16 protein-coding genes are annotated in these 19,210 nt (G+C 75.0%); 7 read left to right on the top strand and 9 right to left on the bottom strand.

What is annotated here, in order from left to right:
• On the top strand, nt 1–298 hold a 298-nt coding region (locus KIK08_RS19425; RefSeq protein WP_305849597.1), incomplete at its 5' end, for a CbiX/SirB N-terminal domain-containing protein.
• On the opposite strand, the gene KIK08_RS19420 is transcribed toward KIK08_RS19425, so the two are convergent.
• Both KIK08_RS19420 and KIK08_RS19415 read right to left on the bottom strand, forming a co-directional pair.
• Entirely contained in the window at nt 272–565 is a 294-nt protein-coding gene (locus KIK08_RS19420) for an MGMT family protein (protein ID WP_214404612.1), read from the bottom strand. The genes KIK08_RS19425 and KIK08_RS19420 overlap by 27 nt on opposite strands.
• Before the next feature lie 2 nt (nt 566–567).
• Nucleotides 568–1,347 carry an alpha/beta fold hydrolase gene (locus tag KIK08_RS19415; RefSeq protein ID WP_214404611.1) on the bottom strand — a complete coding sequence of 260 codons (780 nt, stop codon included), beginning with the start codon at nt 1,345–1,347 and terminating at the stop codon, nt 568–570.
• 70 nt (nt 1,348–1,417) lie between these two features.
• On the opposite strand from KIK08_RS19415, the gene KIK08_RS19410 reads away from it, so the two are divergent.
• From KIK08_RS19410 to KIK08_RS19400, 3 genes are all read left to right on the top strand, one after another.
• Entirely contained in the window at nt 1,418–4,744 is a 3,327-nt protein-coding gene (locus KIK08_RS19410; protein ID WP_308257740.1) for an ATP-dependent helicase, read from the top strand.
• A 254-nt stretch (nt 4,745–4,998) separates the two neighbouring features.
• Nucleotides 4,999–5,889, top strand: coding sequence for a glycoside hydrolase family 16 protein (locus KIK08_RS19405; protein ID WP_214404609.1), 891 nt, complete (start codon nt 4,999–5,001; stop codon nt 5,887–5,889).
• 21 nt (nt 5,890–5,910) lie between these two features.
• On the top strand, nt 5,911–9,225 hold the full coding sequence (locus KIK08_RS19400) for an ATP-dependent helicase (protein WP_214404608.1): 3,315 nt from the start codon (nt 5,911–5,913) through the stop codon (nt 9,223–9,225).
• On the opposite strand, the gene KIK08_RS19395 is transcribed toward KIK08_RS19400, so the two are convergent.
• From KIK08_RS19395 to KIK08_RS19380, 4 genes are read right to left on the bottom strand one after another with little or no spacing between them, the layout of a single operon-like run.
• The gene (locus tag KIK08_RS19395; protein ID WP_214404607.1) at nt 9,215–9,751 is read right to left on the bottom strand and encodes a DUF1697 domain-containing protein; all 537 of its coding nucleotides are present in this window, start codon (nt 9,749–9,751) and stop codon (nt 9,215–9,217) included. The genes KIK08_RS19400 and KIK08_RS19395 overlap by 11 nt on opposite strands.
• 25 nt (nt 9,752–9,776) lie before the next feature.
• The gene (locus KIK08_RS19390) at nt 9,777–11,030 is read right to left on the bottom strand and encodes a PPE domain-containing protein (RefSeq protein ID WP_214404606.1); all 1,254 of its coding nucleotides are present in this window, start codon (nt 11,028–11,030) and stop codon (nt 9,777–9,779) included.
• On the bottom strand, nt 11,030–11,380 hold the full coding sequence (locus KIK08_RS19385; RefSeq protein ID WP_214404605.1) for a PE domain-containing protein: 351 nt from the start codon (nt 11,378–11,380) through the stop codon (nt 11,030–11,032). Before KIK08_RS19385 ends, KIK08_RS19390 begins: the two co-directional genes overlap by 1 nt.
• A 52-nt stretch (nt 11,381–11,432) precedes the next feature.
• The gene (locus KIK08_RS19380; RefSeq protein ID WP_214404604.1) at nt 11,433–12,014 is read right to left on the bottom strand and encodes a DUF3558 domain-containing protein; all 582 of its coding nucleotides are present in this window, start codon (nt 12,012–12,014) and stop codon (nt 11,433–11,435) included.
• 213 nt (nt 12,015–12,227) lie between these two features.
• On the opposite strand from KIK08_RS19380, the gene KIK08_RS19375 reads away from it, so the two are divergent.
• Nucleotides 12,228–13,226, top strand: a complete 999-nt coding sequence (locus tag KIK08_RS19375; RefSeq protein WP_214404617.1) for a potassium channel family protein — start codon at nt 12,228–12,230, stop codon at nt 13,224–13,226.
• Nucleotides 13,227–13,247: 21 nt separating this feature from the next.
• Here the strand turns inward: KIK08_RS19375 and KIK08_RS19370 are convergent, their stop codons facing one another.
• From KIK08_RS19370 to xylA, 3 genes are all read right to left on the bottom strand, one after another.
• Nucleotides 13,248–14,378: an ROK family transcriptional regulator gene (locus KIK08_RS19370; RefSeq protein WP_308257739.1), complete on the bottom strand. Its 1,131-nt coding sequence runs from the start codon at nt 14,376–14,378 to the stop codon at nt 13,248–13,250.
• A gap of 101 nt (nt 14,379–14,479) precedes the next feature.
• The gene (gene xylB, locus KIK08_RS19365; RefSeq protein ID WP_214404603.1) at nt 14,480–15,877 is read right to left on the bottom strand and encodes a xylulokinase; all 1,398 of its coding nucleotides are present in this window, start codon (nt 15,875–15,877) and stop codon (nt 14,480–14,482) included.
• Nucleotides 15,874–17,064 carry a xylose isomerase gene (gene xylA, locus KIK08_RS19360; protein WP_214404615.1) on the bottom strand — a complete coding sequence of 397 codons (1,191 nt, stop codon included), beginning with the start codon at nt 17,062–17,064 and terminating at the stop codon, nt 15,874–15,876. Before xylA ends, xylB begins: the two co-directional genes overlap by 4 nt.
• 52 nt (nt 17,065–17,116) lie before the next feature.
• Between xylA and KIK08_RS19355 the strand changes: the two genes are divergently transcribed.
• Nucleotides 17,117–17,947: an exodeoxyribonuclease III gene (locus KIK08_RS19355; RefSeq protein WP_214404602.1), complete on the top strand. Its 831-nt coding sequence runs from the start codon at nt 17,117–17,119 to the stop codon at nt 17,945–17,947.
• A gap of 87 nt (nt 17,948–18,034) precedes the next feature.
• Nucleotides 18,035–19,153: a cobalamin-independent methionine synthase II family protein gene (locus tag KIK08_RS19350; RefSeq protein WP_214404601.1), complete on the top strand. Its 1,119-nt coding sequence runs from the start codon at nt 18,035–18,037 to the stop codon at nt 19,151–19,153.
• Nucleotides 19,154–19,210: the final 57 nt, after the last annotated feature.

The following is a 19,210-nucleotide window of genomic DNA, read 5'->3' as shown; positions in this document are numbered from 1 at the left end:
CGCCGACAGCGCCCGCGCCGCGCGCAGGCTCGGCCGGCTCCTCGGCCGGCCGGTGACCCTCGCGACGGTCGCCATCGGCGGGCCGCGAGTGGTCGACGCGGTCGCCGCCCTGCGCCGCGACGGCGCCGAGCGCGTCGCGGTCGCCAGCTGGCTGCTGGCCCCCGGGCTGTTCCAGCGCAGGCTCGACGAGTGCGGCGCCGACGCCGTGGCGGGGCCGCTGGCCGACCACCCGGCGGTGGTCGAGCTGGTCGGCGAGCGCTACCGCGCCGCGCTAGCCGGGGCCCGGCGCACGGCGTGACGGCCGGGGCAGCCGCCCGTCCACCAGCAGGACCCCCTCGGCGCGCAGCCGGGCGCTCTGCTCCCGCGCGATGTGCGGGGCGCATGTGCCGTCGGCGCGCAGCACGCGGTGCCAGGGCAGGTCGTGGCCGTCCTCGGCGAGGATGCGCCCGACCAGTCGCGGCGAGCGCAGCCCGGCCCGCTCGGCGATCTCGCCGTAGGTGGTGGTCTGCCCGGGCGGCACGGCCATGACGGCGGCCCGCACGCGCTCGAGCGTCTCCTCGTCCACGCTCAGCCTCCCAGGAAGGCCGCGACGTGCGCGGCGGTCTCGGCGGTGCGCTCCAGGTACAGCATGTGGCCCGCGTCGACCTCGGCCACGGTGAGCAGCTCGCCCAGCTCGGCGCGGCAGGCGTCGAGCCAGGCCGGCCGCACGAAGTCGGCCTTCGCCGCCGGCAGGACGAGCGTTCGGGTGCCCGGCGGTGGCGGCACGGCCGGGCGCGCCATCTCCGACCACGCGGTGATCACCGAGGCCGGGCTGTACCGGTAGCGCAGGCGCTCGCCGTCGGGCACCAGGTGCTCGGTCAGCTCGGCCTCGACCAGGGCGGCGTCGATGCCCTCCCAGCGCAGGGCCCGGTCCGCGCGGGCCGCGGCCAGGTCGGGGTAGGACTGGCCGGCGCGGCTCTCCTCGGCGGTCTCCAGCATGTCCTGCGGGTCGAGCCCGAAGGCCGGGTCGAGCAGGACCAGGCGCTCCACCCGCTCGGGCGCCGCGCGGGCCAGGTGCACGGCGATGGCGCCGCCGAACGAGTGCCCCATGACCGCGGCGCGCGGCAGGGCGAACCGGTCGAGCACGGCCAGCGCGTCGGCCACGTGCTGCTCCAGGTTCCACGGCGGCACCCACGGCGAGCGGCCGTGGCCGCGCAGGTCGACGGCGAGCAGCCGGACCCCGGGCAGCGCCGCGGACAGCACGTCCCAGCGGTGGGCGTGCCCGGTGACGCCGTGCAGGGCCAGCACCGGCCGCCCGTCGGCGGGACCGAGCTCGACGACGTGGAGCGGAGCCGGTTGGGCGGTCACGGACGCGATGGTGCCACGCGGTACCGACGGCGGGCGCGGGGCTGTCGGTGCCCCGTGGTCTCATCGGAGCGTGCCCACCACCGCCCGGCCCGTCCGCCCCGGCGCCCTCGCGCCCGGGCTGGTCCGCGCCGTGCGCACGCCGCCGGCCGAGCCGGTGTGGGACGCCGCCGCCCGCCGCGTCCTGGCCCACCGGGCCGGCCCGCTGCGGGTGGTCGGCGGTCCGGGCACCGGCAAGACGACGCTGCTGCTGGCCTCGGTCGCCGCCCGGGTCACCGCGAGCCCGCGGACCGACCCGTCCCGCACCCTGGTGCTGGTCGGCAGCAGGCGCGCGGCGGGCGAGCTGCGCGCGCGGCTGGGCGAGCTGATCGGCGGCGGCGCGGCCGAGCGCACCCTGCGCGAGCCGCTGGTCCGCACGGTGCACTCGTACGCCTTCGGCGTGCTGCGGCTGCACGCCGCCCGCTACGGCGACCCGCCGCCGCGGCTGCTGGCCGGCGCCGAGCAGGACGTGGTGGTCCGCGAGCTGCTGGCCGGCGAGGTCGCCGGGGAGGCGCCGGGCTCGGGGTGGCCCGAGCGCCTGCTGCCGGCGATCGGGCTGCCCGGCTTCGCCGCCGAGCTGCGCGAGCTGCTCCTGCGCGCGGGCGAGCGCGGCATGGGGCCCGACGAGCTCACCGCGACGGGCGAGCGCCACGACGTCGGCGCGTGGCGCGCCGCCGGCCGCTTCTACCGGGTCTACGAGCAGGTCAACCTGCTGCGCGGGGCGGCGGGGCGGGGCGCCCCGCAGGCCACCGCCCCCGCGCTCGACTCCGCCGAGCTGGTGGCCGCCGCGCTCGACGCGCTCGCCGCCGACCCCGAGCTGCTGGTCGCCGAGCGCGAACGCGTCCGCCACCTCGTCGTCGACGACGCCCAGGACCTCGACCCGCAGCAGATGGAGCTGGTCGGGGTGCTCGGCTCCACCGCGGAGACCGTGCTGCTGGCCGGCGACCCCGACCAGGCCGTGCTGAACTTCCGCGGCGCCGACCCGGAGGGCATGCGGGCCGTCGAGGCCGAGACGGTGGTCCTCACCGTCGACCCCCGCGGCTCGCCCGCGGTCCGCGAGGCGTGCGGGCGCGTCGCCGCGCGGCTGCCCGGAGCCGGCAGCGGTCGGCGCCGCACGGCGCCGCCGGGGGAGCCGGGCCCGGAGGGCGTCGTCCAGGTGCGGGTGTTCGGGTCGGCCGCCCAGGAGGCCGGCTGGGTGGCCGACCAGCTGCGCCGCGCCCACCTCACCGGGGGCGTGCCGTGGTCGCGGATGGCGGTGCTGGCCCGCTCCACCCGCCGCTCGCTGCCGACGCTGCGCCGCGCGCTGCTGGCCGCCGGGGTGCCCATCGCCGCCCCCGACGACGAGCTCCCGCTCGGGCGCCAGCCGGCCGTCGTCCCGCTGCTGCTCGTGCTGCGCTACGCCACCCGGCCGAGCGAGCTCGACGCCGACGCCGCCACGGCCCTGCTCACCTCCCCGCTGGGCTCCGCCGACCCGATGCGCATGCGCAGGCTGCGCCGCGGCCTGCTGCGCCTGCACGCCGCGGGCGAGGGCCCCGACCGCCGCCCGCCCGGCGCGCCGGTGTCCCCGGCGGAGCTGGAGCGCATCGGCAGCGACCCGCTGCTCGTGGAGGCCCTGCAGGCGGCCGCGCGCGGCCGGCCCGACCCGCTCACCGCCCTGCCCCCGCAGGAGACCGCCCCGCTGCGCCGCATCGGCGCGCTGCTGGCCGTGGCCGGCGAGGCCGCGCGCAACGGGGAGAGCGCCGAGGAGGTGCTCTGGAAGGTCTGGCGGCACAGCGGACTGGGCCCGCGGTGGAGCGAGGCCAGCGCGCGCGGCGGCCCGGTGGGCGCCGCCGCCGACCGCGACCTCGACGCCGTCCTCGCGCTGTTCGCCGCCGCATCCCGGCACGCCGACCGGCTGCCCGGCGCCGACGTCGCCAGCTTCACCTCCTACCTCGCCGAGCAGCAGCTCCCGAGCGACACGCTGGCCGCGCGGGCCCCGCAGGGCGAGGCCGTCGCGCTGCTCACCGCGCACGCCGCGCGCGGGCGGGAGTGGGACGTGGTGGCCGTGCCCGGCGTCCAGGAGGGCACCTGGCCCGACCTGCGCCTGCGCGGCAGCCTGCTGGGCAACGAGAAGCTGGTCGACGTGGTCGCCGGCGTCGCCGAGCCCGACGCCACCGTCTCCCGCGTGGCGCCGCTGCTCGCCGAGGAGCGCAGGCTCTTCTACGTGGCCTGCTCGCGGGCCCGGCGCACGCTGCTGGTCAGCGCGGTGCAGGGGGCGCCGCAGGGCGCCTCCCCCGGCGACGACGAGCAGCCCTCCCGCTTCCTCGACGAGCTCGACCCGGTGCCCGCCGGCCAGGCCGACCGCCCCCTGCACCGGCCGGGGCGCTCGCTCGTGCTGGCCGAGCTGGTCGGCGAGCTGCGCCGGGCCGTCACGGCGCCGGCCGCGACCCCCCAGCAGCAGGCGCGCCGCAGGCGCGCCGCCACCCAGCTCGCCCGGCTGGCCGAGGCCGGCGTCCCGGGCGCCCACCCCGACGACTGGTACGGCCTCGCTCCGACGTCGTCCGACGCGCCGCTGCGCGTGCCGGGCGAGGTGGTCCCGGTGTCCCCGTCGGACGTGGAGAAGATCGTGCGCTGCCCGCTGCGCTGGGTGCTGGAGCGCCACGGCGGGGGAGACGTCGGCGCGCTGGCCGCCGTCACCGGCTCGCTGGTGCACGCCCTCGTCCAGGCCGGTGCCGCCGGTGCCGACGGCGCCGAGCTGGAGGGCGCGCTGCGCGAGGCGTGGTCCCGCCTCGACGCCGGGGCGCCCTGGTTCGGCCGCCGCGAGCTCGACCGGGTCCGCGGCATGCTGGCCGCGTTCGACGGCTGGGTCCGCTCCAGCCGGGCCGACGGGCTGCGGCTGGTCGCCGTGGAGCAGCCCGTCCAGCTCGACATGGCCGACGAGGGCGGGCGGCCCTGGCTGCGCCTGCGCGGGCGCGTCGACCGGCTGGAGGTCGACCAGCAGGGCCGCCCCGTGGTCGTCGACGTCAAGACCGGCAAGGCCGCGGTGAGCGCCCGCGCCGCCGCCGAGCACCCGCAGCTCGCGGTGTACCAGCTGGCCGCGGCCCTGGGCGCGTTCGGCGAGCTCCTCGAACCGGGGCGCGCCCCGGGCGGGGCCCGGCTGGTCTACGTGGCCGACCAGAAGGCCGGTGGCCAGGCCAAGGAGCCGGTGCAGCCGCCGCTGGACGAGGCCGACGTCGAGCACTGGCGGTCGGTCGTCGAGCGCTGCGCCGAGGAGACCGCCGGCTCGACGTTCATCGCCCGCCTCGGGCCCGACTGCGAGCGCTGCCCCGTGCGCACCAGCTGCCCCCTGCACGACGCCGGCCGTCCGGTGCCGCGCCAGTGAACCGGGCGGCGTTCCCCGCGCACCGCGGCGTAACCCGTTCGTGGGCCGCTCGTTGGTGAAGAGTCGGTAACTCACCCGGGTGAGGTCGTGACCTCATCGCAACCAACGTCCCCGCCGGAACGTCTACCTGGTGTCAGCACGACCCTGCGGAGCGCAGTTTTCCCGCGTGGCGCAGGGGAAGGTACGGTCCCTCGACGCCGGCGCTCCCCCAAGCTCCCCAACCCGGCGCGCGGTACTCGCAGGCAGGAGACGCAATGCCCCACATCCCGGTGCGCGTCCGCGCAGCGGTGGCCGGCATGGCGGTCGCCATCTCGGTGGCCGCCTGCGCCGGCGCGGACCCCACCCCGGCCGCCCCCGACTCCGGGCCGGATCTCTACGACGCTCTGCCGCAGAAGGTCGAACTGCCCCCCGTTCCGGAGATCCCGACCACAACGGTCGCTCCGCCCACCCCCACCGTTACACCCAAGCCCAAGGCGGACGTCAAGAAGGCGACCGAGGACGAGGGCCCCAAGCTGGACTGGAAGCGCGTCGCGGGTGACGAGTTCGACGGCGACCTCGACGAGGACAACTGGAACCTCTACGACAGCATCGGCGGCTTCGGCAACGGCCTGCGCCGCCCCGAGGCCATCTCGGCCTCCGACGGCACCCTGAAGATCACCGGTCGCGGTGAGGTCTCCGGCGGCATGGGCCACACCTACGACCAGACCTACGGGCGCTGGGAGTTCCGCGCCCGCACCGAGCCCGGCCGCGGCTACGGCTCGGCGATCCTGCTCTGGCCGGACTCCGAGAAGTGGCCGGAGGACGGCGAGATCGACATGATGGAGGTCCCGACCGAGGACCGCGTCCGCGCCCACTTCGTGCTGCACTACGGCGAGGACAACAACATCGTCGGGACGTCGGTGCCGGGCAACTTCGCCAACTGGCACACCTTCGCCGTCGAGTGGCTGCCCGACCGGATCACCTGGTTCGTCGACGGGAAGAAGCAGTTCGAGACGAAGGACCCCGAGGCCATCCCGGACGGCCCGATGCACCTGACGATCCAGCTCGACCAGGGCCCGAAGAAGGACTGGCTGCCCGAGCGCGACGAGACCACCCCCGACGAGGTCTCCCTCGAGGTCGACTGGGTGCGCGTCTACGAGCTCTGACGCCCGGGGGATGATGCCGGGGTGGAGCTGACCCCGGCCGCGCTGGCCACAGCGCTCGGTCTGCCTCCTCCCACCGAGGAGCAGGCCGCGGTCATCGCCGCCCCGGCCCGGCCGGCGCTCGTCGTCGCCGGGGCCGGGGCCGGCAAGACCGAGACGATGGCGGCCAGGGTGGTCTGGCTGGTCGCCACCGGCCAGGCGCTGCCCGAGCAGGTGCTGGGCCTCACCTTCACCCGCAAGGCCGCCCAGCAGCTCGGCAGCCGCGTGCGCTCGCGGCTGCGCAAGCTGGCCGGCTCCCGGCTGCTCGACGACCTCGACCCGTCGGGGGAGCGGCGGGCCGCCGTCACCGCGGGCGAGCCGACGATCTCCACGTACCACGCCTACGCCGGGCGGCTGGTCGGCGAGCACGCCCTGCGGCTGCCCGCCGAGCCGGCCGCGCGGCTGCTCGGCGAGACCGCGTCCTGGCAGCTGGCCCACCGGGTCGTCACCAGCTGGGCCGACGACCTGGACGTCGAGGTCATGCCGCCGACCGTCACCGGCTGGCTGCTCGCGCTGGCCGGCGAGCTGGGCGAGCACCTGGTCGAGCCCGAGCAGGTCGATGCCCACGCCGAGCGGGTCATGCGGGTGCTGGCGGCCGCACCGCCGGGCAAGCGCCAGCGCGCCGAGCCGTCCCAGACCTACAAGCGCTGGATCGACGCCCAGCGGATGCGCCGCGAGCTGCTGCCGCTGGTCGAGGCGTTCACCGCGCGCAAGCGGGCCGAGCGCGCCGTCGACTTCGCCGACCAGCTGGCCATCGCCGCCCGCGTCGCGGCCGACCACCCGGAGGTCGGCGAGGTCGAGCGCGCCACCTTCCGCGCCGTGCTGCTCGACGAGTACCAGGACACCGGCCACTCGCAGCGGGTGCTGCTGCGCGCCCTGTTCGGCACCCAGCCCGGCGAGCCGGTCCGCGGCGACGGGCCGGCGGTCACCGCGGTCGGCGACCCGTGCCAGTCCATCTACGGCTGGCGCGGGGCAAGCGCCGGCAACCTGGTCCGCTTCCGCACCGACTTCCCCGGCCCCGACGGCCCGGCCGACGAGTACGGGCTGATGACCAGCTTCCGCAACCCGCCGGAGGTGCTGGCCCTGGCCAACGCGGTCTCGGCACCGCTGCGCGAGGCGCCCGGCGCGGTCGGCGTCGGCGAGCTGCGCGCCGGCCCGGGAGCGGTGCCCGGCCAGGTGCGGGTGGCGCTGCTGCCCGACGCCGCCACCGAGATCGCCTGGATGGCCGACGCCGTCGCCGAGCGCTGGGAGCAGGGCGGGGAGTCGCCGCCGACGACGGCGGTGCTCGTGCGCAGGCGGGCCGACATGGACGCGATCGCCACCGCGCTGCGCGCCCGCGGGCTGCCGGTCGAGGTGGTCGGGCTGGGCGGGCTGCTGGACACCCCCGAGGTCCGCGACCTGGTCAGCGCCCTGCGGCTGGTGGCCGACCCGCTGTCCGGGCCGGCCGCGGTCCGGCTGCTGACCGGGGCGCGCTGGCGGCTGGGCGTCTCCGACCTGGCGGCGCTGTGGCAGCGGGCCCGCGAGATCGTGCCCGGCACGCCGGTCCGCTCCGGCCCGCTGACCCCGTCGGAGCTGGCGCTCGGTGCGCTGCCGGGCGAGCAGGCCGAACAGGCGGGGCTGGTCGACGCCCTGGACGATCCCGGCCCGCCCGAGCGGTACTCCCCGGCGGGCTACGCCCGGATCACCCGGCTGGCCCGCGAGCTGGGCTGGCTGCGCTCGCGGGCGTCCGCGCCGCTGACCGACCTCGTCGCCGACGCCGAGCGCATCCTGCTCCTCGACGCCGAGACGGCCGCCCGCCCCGGCCCCGTCGGGCGGGCCCAGCTCGACGCCTTCGCCGACGTCGTCGCCGACTTCGCGACCGGCGCCGAGGTCGCCACCCTGCCCGCCCTGCTCGACTACCTGGAGACCGCCGAACGCGCCGAGGACGGGCTCTCGCCCGGCGAGGTCGAGGTGTCCACCGACCGCGTCCAGGTCCTCACCGCGCACGCGGCGAAGGGCCTGGAGTGGGAGGTGGTGGCCATCCCGCACCTGGTGTCCCAGGTCTTCCCCGGCCGCAAGATCGGCGGCACCTGGCTGACCAGCCCCGCCGAGCTCCCGGTCCCGCTGCGCGGCGACGCCGCCGACCTTCCCGACATCGTCCTGCCGGAGGACGCCGACCGCAAGCGGCTCGAGGAGATCGTCAAGGAGCACTCCGAGGCCCTCGACGAGCGGCGGCTGACCGAGGAGCGGCGGCTGTTCTACGTGGCGCTGACGCGGGCCGAGCGGATGCTGCTGGTCTCCGGGCACCGGTGGGGGGCGACCGGTGAGAAACCGCGCCTGCCCTCGGAGTTCCTGGTCGAGGTGGCCGCGGCGCACGAGCCCGAGGTGTGGGCCGACGAACCGGCCGAGGGCGAGGTCAACCCGGCGACCCTGGAGCAGCCCACCGCGCTCTGGCCCGTCGACCCGCTGGGCGACCGCTCCGCCGACGTGCACGCCGGCGCCGACCTCGTCCGGGCCGCGCTGCGGGCCCTGGAGGAGGCCAGGGCCACCGCCGCGGCGGCCGTCCCGCCCGGGGCGCAGACCGCCCTGCTCGAACCCCCGGACGACGAGTTCGAGCCGCCTCCCGACGACGAGGACGGCGACCCGGAGGGCTGGGCGGAGGACGTCGACGTGCTGCTCGCCGAACGCGCCGCCGCCCGCGGTCGCCCCACCGTGGCGCTGCCGTCGCAGCTGTCGGTGAGCCAACTCGTCGAGCTGGCCGACGACCCCGCCGCACTGGCGTCGGTGCTGCGCCGCCCGCTCCCGATGCCGCCCAATCCGCACGCCCGCCGCGGCACCGCCTTCCACGCCTGGCTGGAGCAGCGCTTCGGCGCGGTCGGCCTGCTCGACATCGACGAGCTCCCCGGCGCCGCCGACGAGGGCGCCGCCACCGACGACGTCCTGGAGGACCTGCAGGCCGCCTACCTGGCCTCGGCCTGGGCCGACCGGACCCCCGTCGAGGTCGAGGTGCCGTTCGAGACGGTGCTGGCCGGCGTCGGGGTGCGCGGCCGGATGGACGCCGTGTTCCGCGACGAGGACGGCGGCTTCACCGTCGTCGACTGGAAGACCGGCGCTCTGCCCGACCAGGACCGCCTGCCCGCGCTGGCCGTGCAGCTCGCGGTGTACCGGCTGGCGTGGGCGTCGATGGCGGGCTGCGAGCTCGACCGGGTCCGCGCGGCCTTCCACTACGTCCGCCAGGACGTCACCCTCCGCCCCGCCGACCTCCTCGACGCCGACGGCCTGCGCGACCTGCTGACCTCGGTCCCCCTGGCTAGCCGATGAGCTCGACCAGCTTGGTCATGGTGTTCCAGTTCCGCGCGGTCACCATGATCTTCCAGTGCTTCTCCGCGGATCCGCCGACGGGCGGCGCGCCCATCAGCCCGTCGGGGCACCACTGGTAGATCACCCGCGGCCCGAGCCGGGAGTTCTCCGGGTCGAGCGCGGTCGGGTCGTGCGCCGCGAGTTGCGCGTCGTCGGGCTGCTCGGCCAGCACGTGGGCCATCATCCGCGAGCCGTTGTCGGCCACGTCGGCGAACGGGTGCCCGTCCACGACGGCCCGCAACTCGTCGGCCGTCAGGACGACGCAGCGCACGTCCATCCCCAGCGCGTCCTCGATGGCCGCCGAGATCCGCCGCTCGTGCTCGACCGGGTCGGCCTCCGGCCCGGTGAGCACGGCGTTGCCGCTCTGCAGGTGGGTGCGGACCTCGGTGTAGCCGGCCCCTTCGAGCAGGGAGCGCAGATCGGCCATGGCGACGCGGCGACGGGGCCCGAGGTTGATCCCGCGCAGGAGCAGGGCGTAGCGGGGCACGGACGGGAGCGTAGTGGCGGCGCGGTCAGCGGCGGGGGAGCACGTCGAACGGGGTGATGACGGGCGCGGTGAACCACCGGTCGTCGGCGAAGGCGCCGGAGTCGTCGACGAGGTAGGACGGCCGGCGGTGCTCGCGGCTCTGCGCCCCGACGCCCGCCCCGAACCCGGCGCCGGGGATGTAGCCGGGGGAGCGGGTGGAGGCGGCCTGGGTGCCCGAACCCGCCGCCGCGGTACCCGGACCACCCGCGCCAGGACTGCCCGTGCCCGGAACGGCACTACCCGGACCGCCGGTGCCCGGAATGGCGCTACCGGGAATGCCCCCGGGAATGGTGCTGCCAGGAATCGGGGCACCCGGGATCCGGCCGCCGCCGGGGACGCTGCCGGTCGGGGCACCAGCAGGGCCGCGGATGATCGGGTCGCCCGGCGGGAACCCCCCACCCGGTCGTCCCGGAACCCCCTGGCCGGGCCCGGTGCGTCCCGGCCCCGGGACCGTGCCCGGGATGGGCGCTCTCCCCGGAGCGCCTGGACCAGGAACACCCGATCCGGGAACCGTCGACCCGCCCGGCCCCCTCCCCGCTGGCCCACCGCCCGGGACGAGGGGGCCCGGCGTGACCGGCACGGGAAAGCCCCCGGCAGCTCCCGGCCCAACCCCACCACCCGCCCCGCCTGCGCCGACCGGAATGGAGGGCGCAGCCGCACCTGTGTTGATCGGAGGCAAGAACCCGCCGCCATCCGTTGGGGCTGCGGTGACGGTGATGGGTGTGGCGAAGGGATGGATGTGCGGCTTGTTGCGCGCGGAGTTCGATGTGTACGTCTCCATGACCTGCACGGCCTGGTTGGCCAACTCCGCACGCTGGGCGTCCTGGGCGTGCCAGTCCTGCAGCGTGCTGGGCGGCACTCCGAGCACGTAGATCTCCGATTCGGCCGCCTCGGCGATCGGTGACCCCTCCGCCGGCGGCGGGAGGTTTCTGCGCATCGCGGCGACGTACTCTGCCTGGGTGTCCAGCGCCGCCCCGGTCTTGACGGCTGATTCGACGGCCTGGGTGACCCACGAACCAAGCAGGCTCAGATTCCGGGCCGCCTCCGCCGCAGTGGTCCCTTCCCAGCCCTCCCCGAGACCGCGTGTCGCCGCCCTGAGATCGTTGTCGATGTCGATCAGTTGGTTCCGGACGTCGACCCACATGCCCTGCGCATCCGCTGAGGCCACGTGGCCTGGACCACTCCACACCTGGTCGTAGATCTCCTGGTGGGTGAGACCCCTCCACCTGATGTCGTCCATCACCAGTCCATCCTCGGTCGACCGGCCGCGACGATGCTTGCCTCGGATTCTGCTTCGACCTCGCCATAGTCGTTGAGAATTCCTCGGAGAGTTTGAACCAGCGAGCGCATCTCCGACTCATATCTTGCGATTGATGCATAAGTACAGTAATCGCCGTCGAATATTTGCGCGTTGTAGTGCGCGGCCATTTCGACGCTAACTTGGTCAGCTGTCCAGGCTTGGGCGATTCGTCCACGCTTATTGACGTCGGCTAAGATTCGCTGCACTCGGGATGCGGCGTCTTCGTAACGGAGAATGAGTCTCGTCAACTGCTCGGGGTCAACGCGTAGGTCGGTTGTGCTGTCGGCCATGTAACTACTCCGCTGGAATCCGTCACTCGTGAGTGAGGCTCTGCATTTGTGCTTACATTGTTTGTAGCGTGTGGAGCGCGGCTTCGGCGACGCGGACGGCATCTCGGCAGAGATCGTCTTGTGGGATGGGTGGATTCTTTCCGGAATCCCTGAATTGTACGTCAAGAAATTGTCCGTCGGCGACGTCGACATCAACGGAGCAATAGTCGGGCTGGCTCGGCTTTGCGACGATTGCGGGGAAGTCAGCGACTGATATGACTGCAACTTCGTCACTGAGTAATCCTGGAGCGAGTAATTGATCAAGGCCGGTGTTCGTGACCAGTCCGACATCGGCGCCCACGTCGCGTGGCTCGAACCCGGAAACCGTGCAGGTCGGTCCGGCGAAGTACGGAGCATCTGTGGTTCCGGGCAATGATCTTTCGCTAAGGCCGAGGCTCACACGTTGAGCCGTCGTGAGGAGTTCACATGGATCAACGCTGTCCAGGGGTAGCTCACGTGGGCGGGGTGGAAGAGTGATCCCAGCCGATTCCTCCGTGTCGTCTCGTCTCGGATGCGCATCGCCGGCAACCGGCGCCCCCGCGCACCCGACCACCACCACGATCATCGTGGTCAGCAGCATCACAAGGCGGCGCATGCCATCGACGGTAGAGCAGCACCCCTCCTCGCCGGGCCCGTTTCGGTGAACTCGTCGTAGCCCTCCGCTCGCACAGCGTCGAGGCCACACCGACACCGCGCCGCACCGGACTCCAGACCCGTGGTGGTCGACCCCGCGCGCTACTGTCCGCGCGTGCGGAGAGATCGGCGCAGGAGGGCTGTCGTCGACCCCTCGCTCGTCGGGCCGGTGCGGATGCCCGAGTCGACGGTGGGTCCGGTGCGGGCGCTGTTGCGGCGGTTCGCCATCGCGATGGGTGCCCTTGTGCTCACCGCCTTGATCGTGTACTTCGGGGGCGACGGGTACCGGGACAACAACAACGAGGACGGCATCAGCCTCCTCGATGCGTTCTACTACTCGACGGTGTCGGTCTCGACCACCGGCTACGGCGACATCGTGCCGGTCAGCGAGACGGCGCGGCTGATGACCACACTGTTCGTCACGCCACTGCGGTTGATCTTCCTCATCACCTTCGTCGGAACCACCGTCGAGCTGCTCACCGAGCGGTCGCGGCAGGCGTTCCAGATCCAGCGCTGGAGGTCCCGCGTGCGCGACCACACGGTCATCGTCGGTTTCGGCACGAAGGGCCGGGCCGCGGTGGACACGCTGCTGGGGGAGGGGGCGGAGCCGACCAACATCGTGGTGGTCGACACCGACCGCAGTCAGTTGGACGCGGCTTCGGCCCTGGGCCTGGTCACGGTGACGGGGAACGCGACGCGGTCGAGCGTGCTGCGGATCGCGGGGGTGCAGCACGCGGCGGCGATCGTGGTGGCGACCAACCGCGACGACACCGCCGTGCTGGTCACGCTGACCGCGCGCGAGCTGGCGCCGACGATCCGGATCGTGGCGTCGGTGCGGGAGTCGGAGAACGTCCACCTGCTGCGCCAGTCGGGGGCCAACTCGGTGATCGTTTCGGCGGAGACGGCGGGTCGGCTGCTGGGTGCGGCCACCACGACGCCGTCGGTGGTGGAGGTCATCGAGGACCTGCTGACCCCGGACGCCGGGTTCGCGATCAGCGAGCGGCCCGTCGAGGAGGCCGAGGTGGGCGGCTCGCCGCGGCACCTGGCCGACATCGTGCTGGGGGTCGTGCGCGGGGAGGACCTGTACCGCGTGGACGCCTCCGCGGTCGACGCGCTGGAGCGCGGCGACCGCCTGCTCTACGTCCGCAAGGCCAGCAGCCCCGACGAGGACTGACCGCCGGGTGTGCCGGCGAGGTCAGGGTTGGCGCAGGCGTCGCCGGACGACCAGGCCCGCGGCGGCGCGCAGTGCGCCGCCGGTGTCCGGCGCGGACAGCCGCACCCGTAGGTCGGTCCGCGAGGGCACTCGCTCCCGCAGCTCCGCGGTCACCGCGACGGCCAGCGGCGCGCCGAGTCGGGCGTAGAGGCCGCCGAGGACGACGGTCGGGACGTCCACCAGGTTGACCACGCCGGCCAGGGCGACGCCCAGCGCTCGCCCGGCGACGGCGACCGCGGGGCCGGGTGAGCGCAGCAGGTCCCCGACGTCGGCGACTCCGGCCGCGGCCAGCAGCGCCGGCTGGCCGGCCAGCTGCTCGAGGCAGCCGCGGCCGCCGCAGCTGCAGACGGGACCGTCCGGGTCGACGACGAGGTGGCCCAGCTCGCCGGCGCGCCCGCCGGGTCCGCGGAACAGCTCGCCGCCCAGCACGATCCCGCCCCCGACACCGATGCCGCCGGAGACGTGCACGAAGTCGGTGGGGGCGTCGCCGAACCACAGCTCGGCCGCGGCCGCCAGGTCGGCCTCGTTGCCCACGTCGACCGGCAGGCCGAGGCGGGCGGCGAGCTCGGCGTCCACGGCGACGTCGACCCAGCGGGGCAGGTTCGGCGCGCGCTGCAGCACCCCGTCGCGGCCGACGACGCCGGGCAGTGCGACCCCGGCGCCCTCCACCGGCAACCCCGCCTCGGCGACGACGTCGGCGGCGAGGTCGGCTGCCCGGTCGAGACCGGCAGTCGGCTCGCGGGTGCGGTGGTCGGACGGCGTGCTGCGCCGTGCCCGCACCGTGCCGGCGAGGTCGACGACGCAGGCCGCGACCTCGTCGACGCCGATCTCGATGCCCAGCCCGGCCGGCCCCGCGCGGTTGAGCTGCAGCGGGCTGGCCGGGCGGCCGGTGGTGCCGCGGGCGGCGGCCAGTTCGGTGACCAGCTCGCCGGCGATCAGTTCCTCGACCAGGGAGGACACCGTGCCGCGGGTGAGGCCGGTGCGCTGGGCGACGCCGGCCCGGGACACGGGCTCGCCCTCGGCGATCTCGCGCAGCACGAGGGCGAGGTTCTGACGCCGCACGGTCTGCTGGGTCGACCCGACGCCGCGCCGCAGCGGCTCACCCGTCGTCACCGCCGTGCCCCCGGTTCAGGAAAGCCACGATGCTGCCCGCAGAGGGCAGCATCGTGGCTTTCCTGAACTCCGCGGCCGGGACCGCGGGTGGGGGCGGAGGATCATGCGAGGCGGACGGCGGTCATGTCGCGCACCTGGGCGTAGCGCTCGCGGACGGCCGGCTGCGGCTCGGCCTCGAACGTCTCGGTGTCGGCCGCCGACCAGGTGGGGGCGGACGGGCCCCCGGTCAGCACCCAGGCCGCCTGCCGGGCCGCGCCGTCGGCCACGTACTCGCCGGGCGTGGGGCGCAGGACCGGCAGGCCGAGCAGCGCGGGTGCGATCTGCGCGACGGCGTCGGAGCGGGCGCCGCCGCCGACCAGGAACGCCCGCTGGGCCGGCACGCCGGCGGCGGTCAGGCCGTCGATGGCGTCGCCGAACCCGCACAGCAGGCCCTCCACCGCGGCCCTGGCCAGGTGGGCCGGGGTCGAGGTGGCGAGGGTCAGGCCGTGCACGGCCCCGGTGGCGTCGGGTCGGTTGGGGGTGCGCTCGCCCTCCAGGTACGGCACGAGCACCAGTCCCTCGGACCCGGCCGGCGCGCTCAGCGCGAGCTTCGCCAGCTGGGCGTGGTCGACGCCCAGCAGCGCGCACACCGCGTCGAGCACCCGGGCGGCGTTGAGCGTCACGACCAGCGGCAGGTACTCGCCCGTCGCCGAGGCGAAGCAGGCGATGGTGCCGGTCGGGTCGGCGGTGGGCGTCGGGCTGACGGCCGAGACCACCCCGGAGGTGCCCACCGAGACCACCAGGTCGCCGGGGCCGGCGCCCAGGCCGAGCGCGGCGCCCGCGTTGTCGCCGGTGCCGGGGCCGAGCCGGACGCCGCCGGGGGTGGTGCCGGCGTCCTCGGACGGGCCGAGCACCCGCGGCAGCACGACGTCGTCGCGGCCCAGCGCCCTGGCCAGCAGGTCGCGCCGGTACTCCCCGGAGGTGGCGAAGTAGCCGGTGCCGCTGGCGTCGCCGGCGTCGGTCACCAGGTCGTCCAACGACCCGGTGCCGCGCAGCTTCCACGTCAGCCAGTCGTGCGGCAGGCACACCGCCGCGGTCGCGGCGGCGTGCTCGGGCTCGTGCTGCGCCAGCCAGCGCAGCTTGGTGGCGGTGATGGAGGCGACCGGGACGGTGCCGGTCGCGTCCGCCCACACCTGCGCACCGAGCTCGTCCACCAGGTCCGCGGCGGCCCGCGCGGAGCGGGTGTCGTTCCACAGCAGCGCCGGGCGCACCACCTCGCCGTCGGCGTCGAGGCAGACCATGCCGTGCTGCTGGCCGGCGACGGCGATGGCGCCGACGCCGTCCAGCCCGCCGGCCTGCTCCAGCGCCGCCTGCAGCGCGTCCCACCAGGCGTCCGGGTGGACCTCGGTGCCGGGGGGATGCGGCGCCCGCCCCTGGCGGACGAGCGCGCCGGTCTCCGCGTCGCGGATCACGACCGTGCACGACTGGGTGGACGAGTCCACCCCGGCCACCAGCGTCATCCCCGGGCGCCCATGACGTGCTCGAGGGCCAGCTGGTTGAGCCGGACGAAGCCGTAGCCGCGCTCGCCGGCCTTCTGGGCGTCGTAGTCCTCGAAGGCCGACCGGTCCGCCACCAGGTCGGCGACCGTCTCGCCCGGGTTGAGCGTGGGCTTGGCCAGGTCGGAGACGCCGGAGGCGGCCATCGCCTCGATGACCTCGGGGTCGGCGCGGAACGCCGCAGCCCGCTCCTTGAGCAGCAGGTAGGTGCTCATGTTGGCGGCCGCCGACGCCCACACGCCGTCGACGTCCTCGGTGCGCAGCGGCTTGTAGTCGAAGTGGCGGGGACCGTCGTAGCCGGGCCCGCCGCCGGGGGCGCCGTTCTCGATCAGGTCGACCGTGGAGAACGCGTTGAGCAGGTCGCCGTGGCCGAACACCAGGTCCTGGTCGTACTTGATGCCGCGCTGGCCGTTGAGGTCGATGTGGAACAGCTTGCCCGCCCACAGGGCCTGGGCGATGCCGGAGGTGTAGTTCAGCCCGGCCATCTGCTCGTGGCCGACCTCGGGGTTGATGCCGACGATGTCGCCGTGCTCCAGTTCGGCGATGAACGCCAGCGCGTGGCCGAGGGTGGGCAGCAGGATGTCGCCGCGGGGCTCGTTCGGCTTGGGCTCGATGGCGAACCGGATGCCGTAGTCCTGCTCCTTGACGTAGGCGGCGAGCAGGTCGATGCCTTCGCGGTAGCGGTCGAGGGCGGCCTGGATGTCCTTGCCGGAGTCGACCTCGGCGCCCTCGCGCCCGCCCCAGAACACGTAGGTCTTGGCACCGAGCTCGGCGGCCAGGTCGAGGTTGCGCAGCACCTTGCGCAGCGCGAAGCGCCGCACGCCGCGGTCGTTGCTGGTGAACGCGCCGTCCTTGAAGACGGGGTGGGTGAACAGGTTGGTCGTCATCATCGGGACGACCAGCCCGGTCTCGTCGAGGGCCTTCTTGAACCGGGCGATGATCCGGTCGCGCTCGTCGTTCGCGGTGCCGAAGGGGATGAGGTCGTCGTCGTGGAAGGTGACGCCCCACGCGCCCAGCTCGGAGAGCCGGTGCACGGTCTCCACCGGGTCGAGGTCGGGGCGGGTGGCGTCGCCGAACGGGTCGCGGGCCGGCCAGCCGACCGTCCACAGGCCGAAGCTGAACCGGTCCTCGCGGGTGGGCTGCGGCATGATCGACTCCTTTGTTCGATGACCGTACAAACTCTGTGACGGTAGCCTCCCGCGGGTGCGTCTGGCTACGTGGAACGTGAACTCGGCCCTTTCGAGGCTGCCCCGGCTGCTGCCGTGGCTCGACGAGCGCAGCCCCGACGTCGTCTGCCTGCAGGAGACCAAACTCTCCGACGAGGCGTTCGCCGAGTCGTTCGACGCGCCGCTGGCCGAGCGCGGCTACCAGGTGGCGCACGTCGGGGAAGGCCGGTGGAACGGGGTCGCGCTGCTGTCGCGCGTGGGCCTGGACGACGTCGAGCGCGGGCTGCCAGGCGCGCCCAGCTTCAACGGTGTCGTCGAGGCGCGCGCCGTCACCGCCACGTGCGGCGGCCTGCGGGTGACGTCGGTGTACGTGCCCAACGGCCGGGCGCCGGCCGACCCGCACTACGCCTACAAGCTGGAGTGGCTGGCCGCGCTGCGCGAGTCGGTGACCAAGCCGGGCACGGCCGTCGTCGCCGGGGACATGAACATCGCCCCCACCGACGCCGACGTGTGGGACCCGGCCCTGTTCACCGAGTCCACCCACGTCACGCCGCCCGAGCGCGCGGCGCTGGCCGAGCTGCTCGGCGTCGGCCTGCACGACGTGTTCCGCGACCGCTGGCCCGACCCGCACCTCTACACCTACTGGGACTACCAGAAGGGCCGGTTCCACCAGGACAAGGGCATGCGCATCGACCTGGTGCTGGCCGGCGACGACCCGGCGGGGCGGGTGGCCGCGGTGTGGGTCGACCGCAAGGCGCGCAAGGGCAAGGGCCCCAGCGACCACGCGCCGGTGGTCCTCGACCTGGACACGGCGCCGGACGGCGACATCGGCCCGATCGTGCCGCCGGCCTCCAACCCGGTCCGGTAGGGACCGCCCGCGGGAATCGCGGTTCCCGCGGGCGGGCTCGGGTACTGCCGACGGGATGACCGCCATGGTGCGCGCGGGGGTGCCCGGATGATCCGCACGACGCACGTCGGCAGCCTGCCCCGCTCCGACGACGTCCTGGAAGCGCTCGGCAAGCGCGAGGCGGGTGGTCCCGAGCCGGATCCGGAGCTGATCCGCCGCGCCGTCGCCGACTGCGTCGACAAGCAGGTCGAGCTGGGTCTCGACATCCTCAACGACGGCGAGACCGGCAAGGCCAGCTACGTGACCTACGTCCGCGACCGGTTGACCGGCTTCACCCCCGGGCGGCCCCCGCCGGGGCCGCACGACAACGCGCTCGACGACTTCCCCGAGTTCGCCGTCCGGGCCTGGTCGCCGGACCGGGTGGCCGCGGTGTGCAGCGGCGAGGTCCGCTACCGCGACACCGGCCCCGTCGAGGCCGACATCGCGGCCCTGCGCGACGCGCTCGCCGCCCACCCGGGGCGCGAGGGCTTCCTGACCGCCGCCTCGCCCGGCGTCGTCGACCTCTTCCACGCCACCACCCACTACGCCGACCGCGAGTCCTACCTGCTGGACGCCGCCGAGGCGATGAAGGTCGAGTACGACGCGATCCACGCCGCGGGCCTGCTGCTCCAGCTCGACTGCCCCGACCTCGCCGTCCAGCGGACGTTCTTCCCGCCCGACGAGGACGGCCTGGCCGCGTTCCGCCGGCTCGCGGCGCAGAACGTGGCGGTGCTCAACCACGCCCTGCGCGACATCCCGCCCGAGCGGGTCCGGCTGCACCTGTGCTGGGGCAACTCCGAGGCCCCGCACACCCGCGACGTCGCGCTGCGCGACGTGCTCGACATCGTGCTCGGCGCCCGGGCGGGGACGCTGTCGTTCGAGGGCGCGAACCCCCGCCACGGCCACGAGTGGGCCGTGTTCACCGAGGTCGAGCTGCCCGAGGACCGGTGCATCCAGCCCGGCGTGGTGGACACCAGCACGCACTTCGTCGAGCATCCCGAGCTGGTCGCCGAGCGCATCGAGCGCTACGCCAGGGCGGTGGGTCCCGAGCGGGTCGTCGCCGGCACCGACTGCGGGATGGCCACCTTCGCCGCCGGCGGGTCGACCCTGGACGGTCGCGTGGCCTGGGCGAAGCTCGCGTCGCTGGTCGAGGGGGCGCGGCTGGCGTCCGCGCGCCTCGCCCGGTGACCGGCCCCCCGATCGGGTGACATGGGCGACATCCCGACTGGGTGATCGCTGAGCGGG

Origin of the sequence: Pseudonocardia lacus, assembly GCF_018531445.1 — a bacterium.
GTDB classification, from domain to species: Bacteria; Actinomycetota; Actinomycetes; order Mycobacteriales; family Pseudonocardiaceae; genus Pseudonocardia; species Pseudonocardia lacus.
The sequence above is the reverse complement of the archived record's forward strand: the minus strand, read 5'-3'. Positions and strand labels throughout refer to the sequence as shown.